Raw genomic sequence first — 14,902 nt, 5'->3', positions numbered from 1 at the left:
CCAGCTGAAGTCGCGGCAGCCGTGCCCGCGCAGCGTGAGCGGGTTGAAGTACTCGCGAAAGCCCGACACGCTGACGGCGCGCATCATCGTGTCGGCGACCGCCCTGGCCAGCTCCGGGCGGCGGTCCTTGAGCCCGTGCCAGATCAGCCAGCTCAGGTTGATCCAGCTCGGGCCGCGCCAGTAGCGGGCCGGGGCGAACTCGGGCGCGTCGAGGGCGTAGCTGGGCAGCGGCAGCTTCTTGAGGCCGAATCGGTCGATGGCCGTGCCGATCAGCGTGTCGGCGACCTCGGGCGGCAGGTCGGGCAGCATGAGCGGCGTCAGCCCGGCCGCGCTGCTGGACTCGATCAGGGTGCCGCTGTGCAGGTCGCGCGGCTGGAACAGCTTGCCGTCGAACAGGTGCCGCACCATGGCCTTGGTGATCGCCGCGGCCTCGCGCCGGTGCGGCTCGGGGTCGAGGCCGAGCTCGTGCGCGATCGCGGCCAGCGTCGACTCGGCCACGCCGTAGGCGGTGTTGAACAGCGGGTCCTCGACGTGGAACGGTCCGGGCTCGCGGTAGCCGGACTCGCGGTAGGCCTGGGCGATCTCGACGTACTGAACGTAGTCGCGGTCGGTGGGCCGCTCGTCGGCGCTGACGCTCTGCAGGTCACGGCGGACGAACCCGGTCGCGGTCGTCTCCACGGCCGCCAGCGGCAGGTCCCAGGCCGGGCTGTTGTCCATGCCCGACTCCCAGGGGTGCACGATCGAGATCAGCCCCTCGGCGGAGCGGCGCTGCTCGCGCAGGAACTCCTGCTGCGCCACCAGCCGGGGGTAGATCCGGCGCAGGAATGCCTGGTCGGGCTCGGCCTGGTACGTCTTCCACGCGGCCAGCGCGTGCACGGGCGGCTGCACGATGCCGGAGGTGCGCACCCCGGAGGGCGCGGCCGTGCGCCAGAAGTCGGAGCTGGGGAAGTAGGCGTCCTCGGGCACCGCCGGGTTGAAGACGATGTGCGGCACCCGGCCGTCGTACCACTGGGCCCCGAACAGGCTGAGCAGCTCCGTCCTGGCCCTGCGCGGCGACCAGCGGGCGTTGCCGATCGCGATGAAGGCGGAGTCCCAGCTCCACTGGTGCGGGTAGAGGCGACGGGAGGGAACCGTGTAGCTGCCGTCCCAGTTGCTGACCAGGACGCGCACGGCGTCGCGGAGGATCATAGGTACTTCCTCACGAATGCTGCGGTTTGGGGAAGAACGATCTCGGGCTCGCCGCGCAGGCGGCACTCCAGGGCGAGGTATCCGTCGTAGCCGGCCGCGTCGAGGGTGGCGAGCTGCGCGGCCCAGTCGAGGTGCCCGGTGCCCGGCTGGTTGCGGTTGGACTCGCTGATCTGCATGTGGGCGATGTACGGGGCTGCCTCGATCAGCGAGCGGCAGGGGTCGTCCTCCTCGATGTTCATGTGGTAGGTGTCGCCGACGATCCTGATGGAGTCCATGGAGCAGTAGGAGACCGCCTCGGCCAGGGTGTTGACCATGTGGTTCTCGTACCGGTTGAGCGGCTCCAGCATGATCAGCACGCCGTTGCGGTGCGCGTGCTCGCCGAGGATGCCCAGCGCCTCGGTCAGCACCTCGCGGTCCTCCTCGGGGCTGCGCGGCGGCTCGAACGGCGGCAGCCGGCGGGAGAACTGCCCCCAGGAGGCGGGCGTCATGACGCCGATGCCGCCGAGCTCGCCGATGACGGTGAGCTGGGAGCGCAGCTGCTGGATGGCGTCCTTGCGCTTGGCGGGGTCGAAGTCGCCGATGAAGTGCGGCATGTCGACGCAGACCGTCGGCATCTCCACGCCGTCGGCCAGCGCCCGCTTGAGCTCGGTCAGCCGGCCCGCGAAGTGGAAGTCCCCCTTGCCGCGCAGCTCGATGGCGTCGAAACCGGCGTCGAGCGCGAACGCGAACTTCTCCTGCAGCGAACGACCCGGCAGAAGCTGCTCCTGTACGGCGAGCTTCACTGTCTACTCCTTGAATTCGAAGACGAGTTGGAGCACCTCGGACTGGTGCTTGTCGAGCAGGTCGAAGGCCTCGGCGGCCCGGTCGACGGGCATGATGTGGCTGACGAGCTCGCGGGCGTCGATCTCGCCGCGGTGCACGAGCTCCATGAACGTCAGCTGCAGCCGCTCGACGTCCCACCGGTGGGCCAGCCACGAGGCGACGCCGCCGATCTGGGAGGAGACGAGCTGCACCTGGTTGTGGTGGAACTCCTCGCCGAGCCGCAGCCCGATGCCGTCGCCCTGGTAGAACCCGGCGGCGACGACGCGACCGCCCTTGCGAACGGTCCTGATGCCCTCGTGCAGGGCGAGGTGGCTGCCGCTGAGCTCGATGACGGTGTCGGCGCCGACGATGCGCTTGCGCATGAACTCGGCGACGGAGCCGGAGGCGACGTCGAAGGTCTCGGCGGCGCCGAACTTCCTGGCCAGCTCCAGGCGGTCGGGGATGGCGTCGGCGGCGACCACGCGGGCGCCGCTGAGCACGGCCAGCCGGGTGGCGAGCAGGCCGATGACGCCCTGGCCGAAGATGGCGACCTGGTCACCGAGGTGCACGTCGGCGGCGTGCACGGCGTTGAGCGCGATGGCGCCGACGCGGGCGAAGACGCCGGTCAGGGGGTCGGCGCCGGGCGGCAGGACGTGGCCGACGAGTTTGTCCGCCGGGACGACGGCCTCGGCGCGGTGGCCCCAGATGCCCCACACCAGGCTGCCGACGGGCGGGTCGGCCACATCGGGCGCGGCCTCCACCACCTCGCCCACCTCTTGGTAGCCCCAGCCGCTGAGTGGGTAGGCATGCGTCTGGCCTTCGACGAAGAGCCGGCGCTCGGTGTCCCACTTGCGAGTGAGATAGGGGTTGGTACCGCGGTAGGCGGTGAGTTCGGTGCCCGCTGAGACTCCTGAATAGAGAGTGCGTACCCGCACTGTGCCCGGCTCTAGCTTCGCGGGCGACTCCAGGCTGACGCGGACACTGCCTGGCTCTTCGAAGGTGATGACGCGCATTCCCCACAACTTATGTTTTTTGATCAATCAAAAGTCGAAGATTTAACGCTACTTTGCACACCATAGTTGCGCTCGTAACACTCTTAAGTCTACGACTTCCGTCGGAGGTGACTGATGAAATTGGGGTTTCTGACAGCGTGTCTTCCGGAAAGCGACCTTACCGACATTGCTCGCTGGGCCGCCACCCAGGGCTTCGAAGCACTGGAGGTGGCCGGTTGGCCCTCTCCAGATGACCGAAATCACATCAGAGTAGATCGTTTCGACAGCGCCGAATGCGATCGAGTCAGGCGAATCTTCACGGAGACCGGACTCACGCTTTCCTCGATCGCCTACTACGAGAACAATCTCCACCCTACGGCAGGGAAAGAGGTGAACGCCCACGTCAGGCGGTGTATCGACGCCGCCGCCGCGCTCGGCTGCCCCACCGTCGGCACCTTCGTCGGCCGCGATCCGGGCCTGCCGGTCAAGGAGAGCCTGGACCGGGCCACTGACGTCTTCGGCCCCCTCGTCGAGTACGCCCGGCAGCGCGGCGTCGACATCGTCATCGAGAACTGCGTGATGAAAAGCTGGCACCCCGATGGATATCCGGGCAATTTGGCCTATTCTCCCGAACTATGGGAATGGATGTTCTCATTGGGCCTCAAGCTCAACTACGACCCGTCCCATCTCGTGGCGCTCGGTATCGATCCGGTGGCGGCGCTCGTCCCCTACGTGGACAACATCGCGCACGTCCAGGCCAAGGACACGCAGCTCCTTCCCGGGCAGATCGACCGCTACGGCTTCTACGGCCCGATCAGCGGAGAAAAGGGCTGGTACCGCTTCCGCGTGCCGGGGCTCGGGCAGGTCGACTGGACGCGGGTGATCGACGCGCTCTACGAGGGCGGATACGACGGAGTGGTCTCCGTCGAGCACGAGGACGCCGTCTGGAGCGGAAGCACGGAGAGGGTACAGACCGGTCTCGGTATCGCCTACCGCACGTTGCGGCCTCTTGTGCACGGGTAAGGGCGGCATATCCCCAACCAGAGGAGCGTGCCATGCCGACGAAGGTGACCGCCGTCCTCTCTGCCGCCCTGCTGGCCGCCGCCCTGGCCGCCTGCTCGGGCGGCGGTGGCGAGGAATCGTCGACGAGCAATGAGATCACCGTCTGGACCCTGGAGGACCTCGACGCGCGGATGGCCGTGCAGAACACGATCGTCGCCGACTTCACCAAGAAGACCGGGATCAAGGTGAAGCTGGTCGGCGTCGGCGAGGACCAGTTCAGCCAGACCCTCACCGCGGCCGCGGCGGCCGACGACCTGCCCGACGCGATCGGGGCGCTGCCGCTGTCGTCCGTCCGCGAGATGGAGGCCAACGAGCTGCTCGACACCGAGACGCCGGGCAGGATCGTCGACCAGCTCGGCCGCGACACGTTCTCGCCGCGGGCGCTGGAGCTCGACACCTCCGGCGGCAAGCTGCTCGCGGTGCCCAGCGACGGCTGGGCACAGCTCATCCTGTACCGCAAGGACCTGTTCGAGAAGGCCGGGCTGCGGCCGCCCGACACGTACGAGGCGCTGCAGGCGGCCGCGGCCAAGCTCAACACGGGCGGGGTCGCGGGCATCACGCTCGCGGTCGCGCAGAAGGACTCCTTCACCGCGCAGAGCTTCGAGCACGTGGCGCTGGCGAACGGCTGCCAGCTCGTGGACAACTCGGGCAACGTCACCCTCGACTCGCCGCAGTGCGCCCGGGCCTTCGAGTTCTACGGGAACCTGGCCAGGAACTACTCGGTCAAGGGCAAGCAGGACGTCGACTCGACCAGGGCCACCTACTTCTCGGGCAAGGCGGCCATGACGATCTGGTCGTCGTTCATCCTCGATGAGCTGGCCGGGCTGCGCAAGGACGCGCTGCCGAGCTGCCAGGAGTGCCGCGAGGACCCTGAGTGGCTGGCCAAGAACACCGGCGTGGTGACGGCGCTGAAGGGCCCCGACGGGAGCGCTCCCGCACAGTACGGCGAGATCGTCTCCTGGATCGTCACCCGTGACGCCGCCAAGGATCCGACGACCAAGTTCGTCTCGTACATGATGAACGAGGGCTACGAGCGCTGGATCGGGATGGCGCCGGAGGGCAAGTTCCCCACCCGCAAGGGCTTCGCCGAGAAGTGGGACAAACTGCCCGCCGGGGTCGACTCCAAGAAGCCGCTCGCCGACGTCTACCCGGCCGACGTGCTGACGGCGCTGCGCAAGAGCCCCGACACCTTCGCCAGGTGGGGCATCCCGCAGGGCCAGGGCAAGCTGGTCGGCGCCACCATGGGCGAGCTGCCCGTGCCCAAGGCGGTCAGCGCCGTCGCCGACGGCACCCTGACCCCGCAGGCCGCCGCCGCCCAGGCCAAGGCCGACGTCGAGACCATCAAGCGCGGGATCCGGCAGTGACCACGACCGCGAGCAAGCCGCAGGCGCCGCAGCACCGCAGGCCGACGCGGCACGGCCGGACACTGCGCCAGCAGGAGGAGCGGGCCGGGCTCACGCTCATCTCCCCCACACTGATCATCACGCTGGTCGTCGTGGTGCTGCCGCTGCTGTGGGCGATCATGCTGGCGTTCCAGGACGCGCGGCTGATCAACATCCGCCGCGTGGGCGTCTTCGGGCACTACACGCTGGAGAACTTCTCGTACGTGATGTCCGAGCCGGGCTTCTGGTCGTCCCTGGTCAACACGCTCGTCTACACCGTCGCGGGGACGGCGTTGTCGATCGCGCTCGGCCTGGTGACCGCGCTCGCGCTGCGCGACAGGTTCAAGGGCAGGACACTCGTGCGGGCCTCGATCCTGATCCCGTACGTGGCTCCCGTGGTGGCCGTGGCGTTCCTGTGGGAGACGATGCTCAACCCGCAGTACGGCATCGTCAACACCTGGCTGAGCGAGCCGATCGCGTTCCTCACCCAGGCCAAGGGCGAGTTCCTGGGCGTCCAGGTGCCGGTGGCGCTGCTCACGGTGATCGCGTTCGAGGCGTGGCGGTACTTCCCGTTCGCGTTCCTGTTCATCCTGGCCCGCCTCCAGGCGCTGCCGGCCGAGCTGGACGAGGCCGCGGTCGTGGACGGCGCCACGCCCACCCAGCGCTTCCGCTACGTGATCATGCCGCAGCTCTGGCGGATCATCGCGCTGCTGTCGGTGCTGCGGTTCGTGTTCACCTTCACCAAGTTCGACGACGTCTACCTGCTGACCGGCGGCGGGGCCGGCACCGAGGTCGTCAGCGTGCGCGTCTACAACTTCCTGACCTCGCGCGACGACATCGGCGCCTCCGCCGCCCAGGCCATCGTGCTGGCCGTCTTCCTCGTGCTGTTCCTGGCCGTCTACCTGAGGTTCTTCGCCGGAGGTGAGCGCAGTGACCAGGGATAGGTTCGAGCGGGGCCTGCTCAGGGTGCTCAAGCCGCTGGTGATCGCCTTCCTGTTCCTGATCACCGCGTTCCCGTTCTTCTACATGGTGATGCTGTCGGTACGCGACATCCAGGAGCTCATCCTGGACCCGGGCTCGCTCTGGCCGCGCGCCTTCACCCTCGACACGTACGTGGACGTGCTGACCCGGCAGGGCTTCCTGACCTTCCTCAGGAACAGCGCGGTCGTCGCGGTCGCGTCGGTGGCGGTCACGCTGCTGATCTCGATCCCGGGCGCGTACGCGGTCGCGCGGCTGCGCTTCTTCGGCCGGCGCCAGGTGCACTTCCTGTTCCTCGCCGTGTACCTGTTCCCGGCGATCGTGCTGGCCATCCCGCTGTTCGTGCTGTTCACCATGATCGGGCTGCGCGGGTCGCTGATCGGGTTGATCCTCGTGTATATCGCGCAAACGGTGCCTGTCACGGTATACATGCTCCGCAACTACTTCGAGACCGTGCCGCAAAGCGTGGAGGAAGCGGCGGCGATCGACGGGTGCACGAGGTTGTCGACCATCTGGCGGGTGGTGCTGCCACTGTCCAAGCCCGCGCTGATGGCCACCGGCCTCTACGCGTTCATGATCGCCTGGAACGAGTTCCTGTTCGCCCTGCTCTTCCTGGTGGACAGGAGAGAGAGCTGGACGGTGTCCCTGGGGCTCTCTCAGCTCGCGGGGAGCATCGAGATCCCGACGACGGTCCTGATGGCAGGGTCGGTGGTGCTCACGCTGCCCATCGTGATCGTGTTCTTCGCCAGCGAGCGGCTGCTGACGGAGGGCCTCACCGCAGGAGCGGAGAAGGGATAGACCATGCTGACGGCAGGGCAGATCCTCCAGCTCATCCGCGATGGCTCCTGCCGGACGCGCAAGGACCTGATCGAGCTCACCGGCCTGTCCCGGTCGACCATCACCGACCGGCTCGACCGGCTCATCGACGCCGGCTACATCCACGAGTCCGGCGTCGGCACCTCCGGGGGCGGGCGACCGCCCTCGGTGCTCGACGTGGACGCCACCAGGCGCCTGATGCTGGTGGCCGACCTGGGCGCCACCCACGCCAGGGTGGCGCTCACCGACCTCGCCGCCCGGCCCATCGCCGAGGAACGCACCGAGATGCGCATCGAGCTCGGCCCCGACGCCGTGCTGTCGTGGGTGCGGGAGGCGTTCCAGCGCATGCTCGACCGCGTGGGGCGGCCGGCCGGCGAGGTGTGCGGCATCGGCATCGACCTGCCCGGCTCGGTCGACCACACGACCGGCCGGGTGATCAGGTCGTTCCTCATGCCGGGCTGGGACGACCACCCCGTGGGCGAGGCCATCGGCGCCACGTTCGACGTGCCGATCCTCGTCGAGAACGACGCCAACGCCATGGCGCTGGGCGAATGGTGGTCGTTCTGGCGCGACACCGACTCGCTGATCCTCATCAAGGTGTCCACGGGCATCGGCACCGGCATCATCCTCGACGGGCAGATCTACCGCGGCGTCGAGGAGGCCGCGGGCAACATCGGGCACGTCCGGCTGCGCGAGACCGACGACCGGGTCTGCACCTGCGGCTCGCGCGGCTGCGTGGCCTCGCTGGCCAGCGGCCACGCCCTGGCCGGCGACCTCGGCGTGGCCACCAGCCGGGACGTGGTCCGGCTCGTGCAGGCCGGCGACCCGGAGGCCATCGCCCGCGTCCAGGAGGCGGGCCGCACGCTCGGCGTCGTCGCGGCCACCGCGGTCAGCCTGCTCAACCCCGGCGTGCTGGTGCTGGCCGGCGACATGGCCGAGACCAGGGAGCACTACCTGACGGGCATCAGGGAGCTGGTGTACCGGCGGAGCCTGCCGTACACGACCAGGAACCTGGAGATCGTCACCAGCTCGCTGGGCGACCGCGCCGGGATCGTCGGGATGGCGGTGATCGTCATGGAGCACGTGCTCTCCCCCGCCTCCGTGGACGCGGCGCTGGCCGCCCAGGCGAAGCTGACCACCTGAGCTCACGACCTGAGCGCGCGGCGCAGCAGGGCGGGGGCCTCGGCGAGCGAGGGGCCGTACCAGGTGAGCAGCCGGCCGCTGACCAGGGCGCAGGTCAGCCCGGGGAACGACTCGGGGCCGTCGCTCGCGCTGAACGCGTACGGCTCGTCGGGCAGGACCACGAGGTCGGGCCGGCGCTCGTTCAGCTCGGCGAGGGGGATCTTGGGGTAGCGCTCGGGGTGGGCGGCGTACAGGTTGTCCACACCGAGGCGCCTGAGCACGTCGCCGGTGAACGTGTCGCGGCCCGCCACCATCCACGGGCGGCGCCAGATCGGCACGATCGCCGTGCGTCTCGGCCCGGTGTGCGGCTCCCGCCACGCCTCGCGGGCCCGCGCGAGCCAGGCGGGCGGCTCCACGCGGCACGCCTCGGCGAACATGCGCTCCAGCGACGTGAACGCCTCCTCCACCGTCTCGATGCGCGTCACCCAGACGGGAACGCCGGACGCGCGCAGGGCCTCGATGTCGGGCGGGCGGTTCTCCTCGGCGTTGGCCAGCACCACGTCGGGGGCCAGGCGCCTGATCGCGTCGAGGTCGGGGTTCTTGGTGCCCCTGACCCGGACCACGTCGAGGTCGGCCGGGTGCGAGCACCAGTCGGTCGCGCCGACCAGCGCGCCGGGCAGGGTCGCCGCCACCGACTCGGTCAGCGAGGGCACCAGGGAGACGATCCGCCGCACGGTCGCGGGGATCGGCACGGGCACTCCGGTGTCGTCCACATCGGCAAGCCTAGATCGCCGATTTGATGATCATCTGTCGGTACGGGGCCGTAGACTCCTGGCAAAGATCGTCGACTGGTGATCGGGGGCCCCGGTTGCAGCGTGAGTCGCTCGGCTTCGATCCTCGGACGCCCAGCGTGGCCCGCATCTACGACTACTGTCTCGGCGGCAAGGACCACTTCCCCGCCGATCGCGCGGCGGCGGAGCGGATCCTCGAGGTGGCACCCGAGCTGCGGGCGGCGGTGCGGGCCAACCGCGCCTTCCTCGGCCGGGCGGTGCGCTTCCTCGCGGAGCGCGGCATCGACCAGTTCCTCGACATCGGCACGGGCCTGCCGGCCCGGGGCCACGTGCACGAGCTGGCGCCCTCGGCCCGGGTGGTCTACGTCGATCGCGACCCCGTGGTGCTCGTGCACGCCAGGGCGCTGCTGGCCGGCCAGGGCGCGACCACCGTGGTGCGCGGCGACCTGCGCGAGCCCGACACGATCGTGAAGGACCCTGAGGTGCTGCGGGCGCTCGACCTCGACCGGCCCGTGGGCGTGCTGCTGACGGCGGTCCTGCACCACGTCGCCGACGCCGACGGCCCCGAGGAGATCGTCGCGACCCTGCGCGAGGCCCTGGCGCCCGGCAGCCACCTCGTCCTGTCCCACGCCACCGGCGATGCCGGTGCCGCCTTCGCCGAACGGGCCACCGAGGTCTACTGCGGCGCCGACGCGCCGCTCACGCTGCGCGGGCGCGACCGGATCGCCGGGCTGTTCGAGGGATTCGAGCTGGTGGACCCGGGCCTGGTGTGGCTGCCCGAGTGGCGGCCCGAGCAGGCCGACCTGATCGACTTCGTCGACGGCCCGCAGAAGTCGCTGATCCTGTGCGGCGTGGGCAGAAAGGGCTGAGACCATGAGACTCGGGTTGGCCGTCCCGCAGTACGGCAGGTTCGCGGCGCTGTCCAGCGTGCTGCGGGTGGCGCGGGAGGCCGAGTCGATGGGCCTGCACAGCCTGTGGGCCGGCGACCGGCTGCTGACCCCGCTGGAGCCGAAAGACCGCTATCCGGCCGGCGACGGCACGATCCCCGAGGCGCACCGGGTGTTCCTCGACCCGTTCGCGGTGCTGTCGGTGGCCGCGTCGGCCACCTCCGCCGTGCGGCTGGGCACCAGCGCGCTCAACGCCTGCTGGTGCGCCCCCGCCGTGCTGGCGCGCTCCCTCACCACGATCGACCACCTCAGCGGCGGACGGCTCGACGCCGGGCTCGGGCTGGGCTGGTCCTCCGACGAGTACGCCGCCGCCGGCGTGCCCTGGCGGGGCCGGGCCCGCCGCTACGACGCCACGCTCGACGCGCTGGAGGCCATCTGGACCACCGACCCGGTGTCGTTCGAGCACGAGCTGTGGACGATCGCGCCCAGCCACATCGAGCCCAAGCCCGCCCGGCGCCCGCCCCTCTACCTGGCGGGCTTCTCCGAGGCGGCGCTGCGCCGCGTCGGGCGCAGGGGCGACGGCTGGCTGACGGCGGCGCTGCCGATCCCCGCGCTCACCTCGATGTGGCGCACCGTGTGCCGGGCCGCCGAGGAGGCGGGCCGCGACCCCGGCGCGCTGCGGATGGTCCTGCGCTCCAACCCCGTGGTCACCGAGCACGGCACGCCGCCCAGGAGCGGCACGGTCGCCGAGATCTCCGCCTACCTGGCCGACGCGGCGCGGGCCGGGGTGCACGAGGTCATCCTCGACCTCCAGCACACCGCCACCGGCGACCAGCACCTGCTCGACCTCGCGGCGGCCTTCCAGGCCGAGCTGGCGGGGCACCTCGACGAGGCGCCCCGCCCGTGCCCTGCTTCTTGAGCGCGGCCTGCTTCCTGAGTGCGGCCTGCTTCCTGAGTGCGGCCTGCTTCCTGAGTGCGGCCTGCTTCCTGAGTGCGGCCTACTTCTTGAGCGCGGCCAGCGCGCCGTCGTAGTCGGGCTCCTGGCCGATCTCCGGCACGAGCTGCGAGTACACGACCTTGTTGGCACCGTCGAGCACGACCACGGCCCGCGCGGCCAGCCCGGCCAGCGGCCCCGACTCCTGGGCGACGCCGTAGTCCTGGAGGAACTCGCGCCCCCGCATGAGCGACAGCGTGGTCACGTTCTCCAGCCCCTCCGCGCCGCAGAACCGCTTCTGCGCGAACGGCAGGTCCGCCGAGATGCACAGCACCGCCACGTCGGGGTGCTCGGCGGCGATCTCGTTGAACCGGCGCACGGAGGCCGCGCACGTGCCGGTGTCGAGGCTCGGGAAGATGTTGAGCACCTTGGTCTTCTGGCCGAAGTCCTCCAGCGTGCGCTCGGCCAGGTCGGCGCCCACCAGCCGGAACGCCGGGGCGCTGTCGCCGGGCTGCGGGAAGGTGCCGCCCACGGTGATGGGGTTGCCCTTGAAGGTCACGGACATGCAAAGCCTCCTGATACGCGATGTTCTCCCAGCATCGCGATCCTATCGGCGTCCCCTGTCAGGCCCTGTCACGACGGGCGCCCGCCGTCAGACGTTGCGCCGGTACTGGCCGCCCGCCTCGAACAGCGCGTCGGTGATCTGGCCGAGCGAGCAGTGCCGGACCGCCTCCATCAGCACCGCGAACGCGTTCCCGTCCGACATCGCGGCCTCGCGCAGCCGGGCGAGCTGGGCGGGCGCCTCGGAGCGGTGCCGCTCGTGGAAGTCGCGCAGCCGCCGCAGCTGCGACTGCTTCTCCTCCTCGGTGCCCCTGGCCAGCTCCAGCTTGTGCGGCGCCGGCTCGTCGGTGTCCTTGGTGAACGTGTTGACGCCGACGATGGGCAGCGAGCCGTCGTGCTTGCGCATCTCGTACAGCATCGACTCGTCCTGGATCTTGCCGCGCTGGTAGCCGGTCTCCATCGCGCCGAGCACGCCGCCGCGGTCCGACAGCCGCTCGAACTCGCTCAGCACCGCCTCCTCCACGAGGTCCGTCAGCTCCTCGACGATGAACGCGCCCTGCAACGGGTTCTCGTTCCGGGCCAGGCCCCACTCGCGGTTGATGATGAGCTGGATGGCCATCGCACGGCGCACCGAGTCGGCCGACGGGGTGGTCACGGCCTCGTCGAAGGCGTTGGTGTGCAGGCTGTTGCAGTTGTCGTAGATGGCGATCAGGGCCTGGAGCGTGGTGCGGATGTCGTTGAAGTTCATCTCCTGCGCGTGCAGGGAGCGGCCCGAGGTCTGGATGTGGTACTTCAGCTTCTGCGAGCGCTCGCCGGCGCCGTAGCGCTCGCGCATCGCCACCGCCCAGATGCGGCGGGCCACCCGGCCGAGCACGCTGTACTCCGGGTCCATGCCGTTGGAGAAGAAGAACGACAGGTTCGGCGCGAAGTCGTCGATCTTCATGCCCCTGGCCAGGTACGCCTCCACGTACGTGAAGCCGTTGGCCAGCGTGAAGGCGAGCTGGCTGATCGGGTTCGCCCCGGCCTCGGCGATGTGGTAGCCGGAGATGGAGACCGAGTAGAAGTTCCGGACGCCGTGCTCGATGAACCACTCCTGGATGTCGGCCATCATGCGCAGCGAGAACTCGGTGGAGAAGATGCAGGTGTTCTGGCCCTGGTCCTCCTTGAGGATGTCGGCCTGCACGGTGCCCCTGACGGTGGCCAGCGTGCGGGCGCTCAGCTCACGGTCCTCGGCCTCGTCGGGGTCGCGGCCGTGCTCGGCGCGGAAGCGGTCTCTGGCCTGGTCGATGGCGGCGTTGAGGTAGAAGGCCAGGATCGTCGGGGCGGGGCCGTTGATCGTCATCGAGACGGACGTGTTGGGCGCCGACAGGTCGAACCCGTCGTAGAGCACCTTCATGTCGTCGAGCGTCGCGATGGACACCCCCGAAGTACCGACCTTCCCGTAGATGTCCGGCCGCACGTCGGGGTCGTGCCCGTACAGCGTCACCGAGTCGAACGCCGTGGACAGCCGCGTCGCCGGCTGCCCCTCCGACAGCAGCTTGAAGCGCCGGTTCGTCCGGAACGGATCGCCCTCCCCCGCGAACATCCGCGTCGGGTCCTCGTCGTCGCGCTTGAACGGGAACCCCCCCGCCGTGAACGGGAACGAGCCCGGCAGGTTCTCGCTCCTGAGGAAGCGCAGCAGGTCACCGTGGTCGGTGTAGCGGGGCAGCGCCACCCTCGGGATGCGGTTGCCGGACAGCGTCTCGCGCCAGAGCGGCGTGTGGATCTCGCGGTCGCGTACCTTCACCACCAGCTCGTCGGCGCTGTAGCGCTCCTTGACCGCCGGCCAGCCGTCGAGCAGCGCCCGGCTCTCCTCCGACAGCTCCCCCTCCACCCGCTCGGCCTCCCGCGCGCCCTCCTCGCTCAGCAGGTCACGGACCGCCGCGAGCTGCTGGCGGCGGCGCGCCACCTCCGCCTGCGCGAGCGTCTCCGCGTGGTACGCGCGCACCGTCTCGGCGATGTCGGCCAGGTAGCGGGACCGGGCGGGCGGCACGATCGCGGCCGACACCTTCGACGTGCGGCCCTCCACCGGCGGCAGCAGCCCCGGGCTCTCCGCGCCGGTCGGCAGCAGCGGCTTGAGGTGGTGGTAGAGGGCCGTGACGCCGGCGTCGTTGTAGCGGGCGGCGATCGTGCCGAAGACCGGCATGTCGTCGGGGGCGGCGCCGAACGCCTCGCGGTTGCGTACGAGCTGGCGGCGCACGTCGCGCAGGGCGTCCTCGGCGCCGCGCCGCTCGAACTTGTTGATCACCACGGCCTCGGCGAAGTCCAGCATGTCGATCTTCTCGAGCTGGGAGGCGGCGCCGAACTCCGGCGTCATCACGTAGATCGGCACGTCCACGTGCGGCACGATGCCCGCGTCGCCCTGGCCGATGCCCGGCGTCTCCACGATCACCAGGTCGTGGCCGGCCGCCCGGCACGCGGTGATCACGTCGTCGAGGCAGGCCGGCACCTCGTTCGGCGCGCCCCTGGTGGCCAGCGAGCGGAAGTAGGTCTGGGGGCTCAGGCTGTTCATCCTGATGCGGTCGCCGAGCAGCGCGCCGCCGCCGCGCCTGCGGGTCGGGTCGATCGCGATGATCGCGATGCGCAGCTTGTCGTCGTTGTCCACGCGGAACCTGCGCACCAGCTCGTCGGTGAGCGAGGACTTGCCGGAGCCGCCCGTACCGGTGATGCCCAGCACCGGGGCCTGCCTGCCCGCCTTCGCCTGGCGCAGGCCCGCCACCAGGGCCTCCGGGGCCCGCCCCGACTCGATGAGGGTGATCGCGCGGGCCAGCGCCGCCTGGTCGCCCGAGACCACGGCCTCCACCGACGGCGGGTCGCCGAGCTCGACGTCGCAGTCCTCGATCAGCTTGTTGATCATGCCGGGCAGGCCGTACCGCTGGCCGTCCTCCGGCGAGAAGATGCGGGTCACGCCGCGCGAGTGCAGCAGCTCGATCTCCTCGGGGACGATCACCCCGCCGCCGCCGCCGTACACCTTGACGTGCCCGGCGCCGCGCTCGCGCAGCAGCTCCACCAGGTACGAGAAGAACTCCACGTGGCCGCCCTGGTAGGAGCTGATCGCCACAGCCTGGACGTCCTCCTGGATGGCGGCCGTGACGATCTCGTCCACCGAACGGTTGTGCCCCAGATGGATGACCTCGGCCCCCTGGGTCTGGAGGATGCGCCGCATGATGTTGATCGCCGCGTCGTGCCCGTCGAACAGGGCCGCGGCGGTCACGAACCGTACTGGGTGAACCGGGACGTGCACGCCTGATCACTCCTTCGTGGAGGCCTCTCCTTCCGAAGATACTAGGACGTCCTACTATTTCCCAAGGGTGTCCGGGGTAGAGGCCCTACCAAGGGGGTGACGCCG

General features: G+C 70.1%; 12 protein-coding genes and 1 pseudogene. 7 read left to right on the top strand and 6 right to left on the bottom strand.

The window, feature by feature from the left end:
* Positions 1-9: 9 nt before the first annotated feature.
* The 3 genes and pseudogenes from HCN51_RS62920 to HCN51_RS08790 form a co-directional block, all read right to left on the bottom strand.
* A pseudogene (locus HCN51_RS62920) lies at positions 10-1,188 on the bottom strand (MGH1-like glycoside hydrolase domain-containing protein); the annotation flags it as partial.
* On the bottom strand, positions 1,185-1,970 hold the full coding sequence (locus HCN51_RS08795; protein WP_080042558.1) for a sugar phosphate isomerase/epimerase family protein: 786 nt from the start codon (positions 1,968-1,970) through the stop codon (positions 1,185-1,187). The pseudogene HCN51_RS62920 and the gene HCN51_RS08795, both read right to left, overlap by 4 nt.
* Positions 1,971-1,973: 3 nt before the next feature.
* On the bottom strand, positions 1,974-3,002 hold the full coding sequence (locus HCN51_RS08790) for a zinc-binding dehydrogenase (protein WP_168008534.1): 1,029 nt from the start codon (positions 3,000-3,002) through the stop codon (positions 1,974-1,976).
* A gap of 114 nt (positions 3,003-3,116) precedes the next feature.
* On the opposite strand from HCN51_RS08790, the gene HCN51_RS08785 reads away from it, so the two are divergent.
* The 5 genes from HCN51_RS08785 to HCN51_RS08765 are packed head-to-tail and all read left to right on the top strand — an operon-like array spanning position 3,117 to position 8,362.
* Complete coding sequence (locus tag HCN51_RS08785; RefSeq protein WP_168008532.1) at positions 3,117-4,004, top strand: sugar phosphate isomerase/epimerase family protein; 888 nt, start codon at positions 3,117-3,119, stop codon at positions 4,002-4,004.
* 32 nt (positions 4,005-4,036) lie between these two features.
* Positions 4,037-5,407: an ABC transporter substrate-binding protein gene (locus HCN51_RS08780; RefSeq protein WP_168008530.1), complete on the top strand. Its 1,371-nt coding sequence runs from the start codon at positions 4,037-4,039 to the stop codon at positions 5,405-5,407.
* Positions 5,404-6,369, top strand: a complete 966-nt coding sequence (locus tag HCN51_RS08775; protein WP_168008528.1) for an ABC transporter permease subunit — start codon at positions 5,404-5,406, stop codon at positions 6,367-6,369. Before HCN51_RS08780 ends, HCN51_RS08775 begins: the two co-directional genes overlap by 4 nt.
* Positions 6,356-7,201, top strand: coding sequence for a carbohydrate ABC transporter permease (locus HCN51_RS08770; RefSeq protein WP_080042563.1), 846 nt, complete (start codon positions 6,356-6,358; stop codon positions 7,199-7,201). The genes HCN51_RS08775 and HCN51_RS08770 overlap by 14 nt, the downstream gene beginning before the upstream one ends.
* 3 nt (positions 7,202-7,204) lie before the next feature.
* Positions 7,205-8,362 (top strand): ROK family transcriptional regulator, encoded by a 1,158-nt coding sequence (locus HCN51_RS08765; RefSeq protein WP_080042564.1) that lies wholly within the window; start codon positions 7,205-7,207, stop codon positions 8,360-8,362.
* Between the two features lie 2 nt (positions 8,363-8,364).
* Here HCN51_RS08765 and HCN51_RS08760 read toward each other — a convergent pair whose 3' ends face one another.
* Positions 8,365-9,114, bottom strand: a complete 750-nt coding sequence (locus tag HCN51_RS08760) for a helical backbone metal receptor (RefSeq protein ID WP_168008526.1) — start codon at positions 9,112-9,114, stop codon at positions 8,365-8,367.
* Positions 9,115-9,209: 95 nt separating this feature from the next.
* On the opposite strand from HCN51_RS08760, the gene HCN51_RS08755 reads away from it, so the two are divergent.
* Positions 9,210-10,001: an SAM-dependent methyltransferase gene (locus tag HCN51_RS08755; protein ID WP_240972595.1), complete on the top strand. Its 792-nt coding sequence runs from the start codon at positions 9,210-9,212 to the stop codon at positions 9,999-10,001.
* Between the two features lie 4 nt (positions 10,002-10,005).
* Positions 10,006-10,938 (top strand): TIGR03619 family F420-dependent LLM class oxidoreductase, encoded by a 933-nt coding sequence (locus tag HCN51_RS08750; protein WP_168008522.1) that lies wholly within the window; start codon positions 10,006-10,008, stop codon positions 10,936-10,938.
* A gap of 79 nt (positions 10,939-11,017) precedes the next feature.
* Here the strand turns inward: HCN51_RS08750 and tpx are convergent, their stop codons facing one another.
* Positions 11,018-11,518, bottom strand: coding sequence for a thiol peroxidase (gene tpx / locus HCN51_RS08745; RefSeq protein WP_168008520.1), 501 nt, complete (start codon positions 11,516-11,518; stop codon positions 11,018-11,020).
* Between the two features lie 87 nt (positions 11,519-11,605).
* Positions 11,606-14,797, bottom strand: coding sequence for a fused isobutyryl-CoA mutase/GTPase IcmF (gene icmF / locus HCN51_RS08740; RefSeq protein WP_168008518.1), 3,192 nt, complete (start codon positions 14,795-14,797; stop codon positions 11,606-11,608).
* Between the last annotated feature and the right edge of the window lie 105 nt (positions 14,798-14,902).

This window comes from Nonomuraea composti, from assembly GCF_012034275.1.
In the GTDB taxonomy this organism is placed as follows: Bacteria; Actinomycetota; Actinomycetes; order Streptosporangiales; family Streptosporangiaceae; genus Nonomuraea; species Nonomuraea composti.
Note: the sequence above shows the minus strand (reverse complement) of the source record. Positions and strands in the feature narration are given on the sequence as shown.

Excerpts from the sequence above, each read along its gene's own strand:
- HCN51_RS08790 (WP_168008534.1), bottom strand. The coding sequence starts at position 3,002 with ATGCGCGTCATCACCTTCGAAGAGCCAGGCAGTGTCCGCGTCAGCCTG.
- HCN51_RS08785 (WP_168008532.1), top strand. The coding sequence starts at position 3,117 with ATGAAATTGGGGTTTCTGACAGCGTGTCTTCCGGAAAGCGACCTTACC.
- HCN51_RS08780 (WP_168008530.1), top strand. The coding sequence starts at position 4,037 with ATGCCGACGAAGGTGACCGCCGTCCTCTCTGCCGCCCTGCTGGCCGCC.
- HCN51_RS08765 (WP_080042564.1), top strand. The coding sequence starts at position 7,205 with ATGCTGACGGCAGGGCAGATCCTCCAGCTCATCCGCGATGGCTCCTGC.
- HCN51_RS08750 (WP_168008522.1), top strand. The coding sequence starts at position 10,006 with ATGAGACTCGGGTTGGCCGTCCCGCAGTACGGCAGGTTCGCGGCGCTG.
- tpx (WP_168008520.1), bottom strand. The coding sequence starts at position 11,518 with ATGTCCGTGACCTTCAAGGGCAACCCCATCACCGTGGGCGGCACCTTC.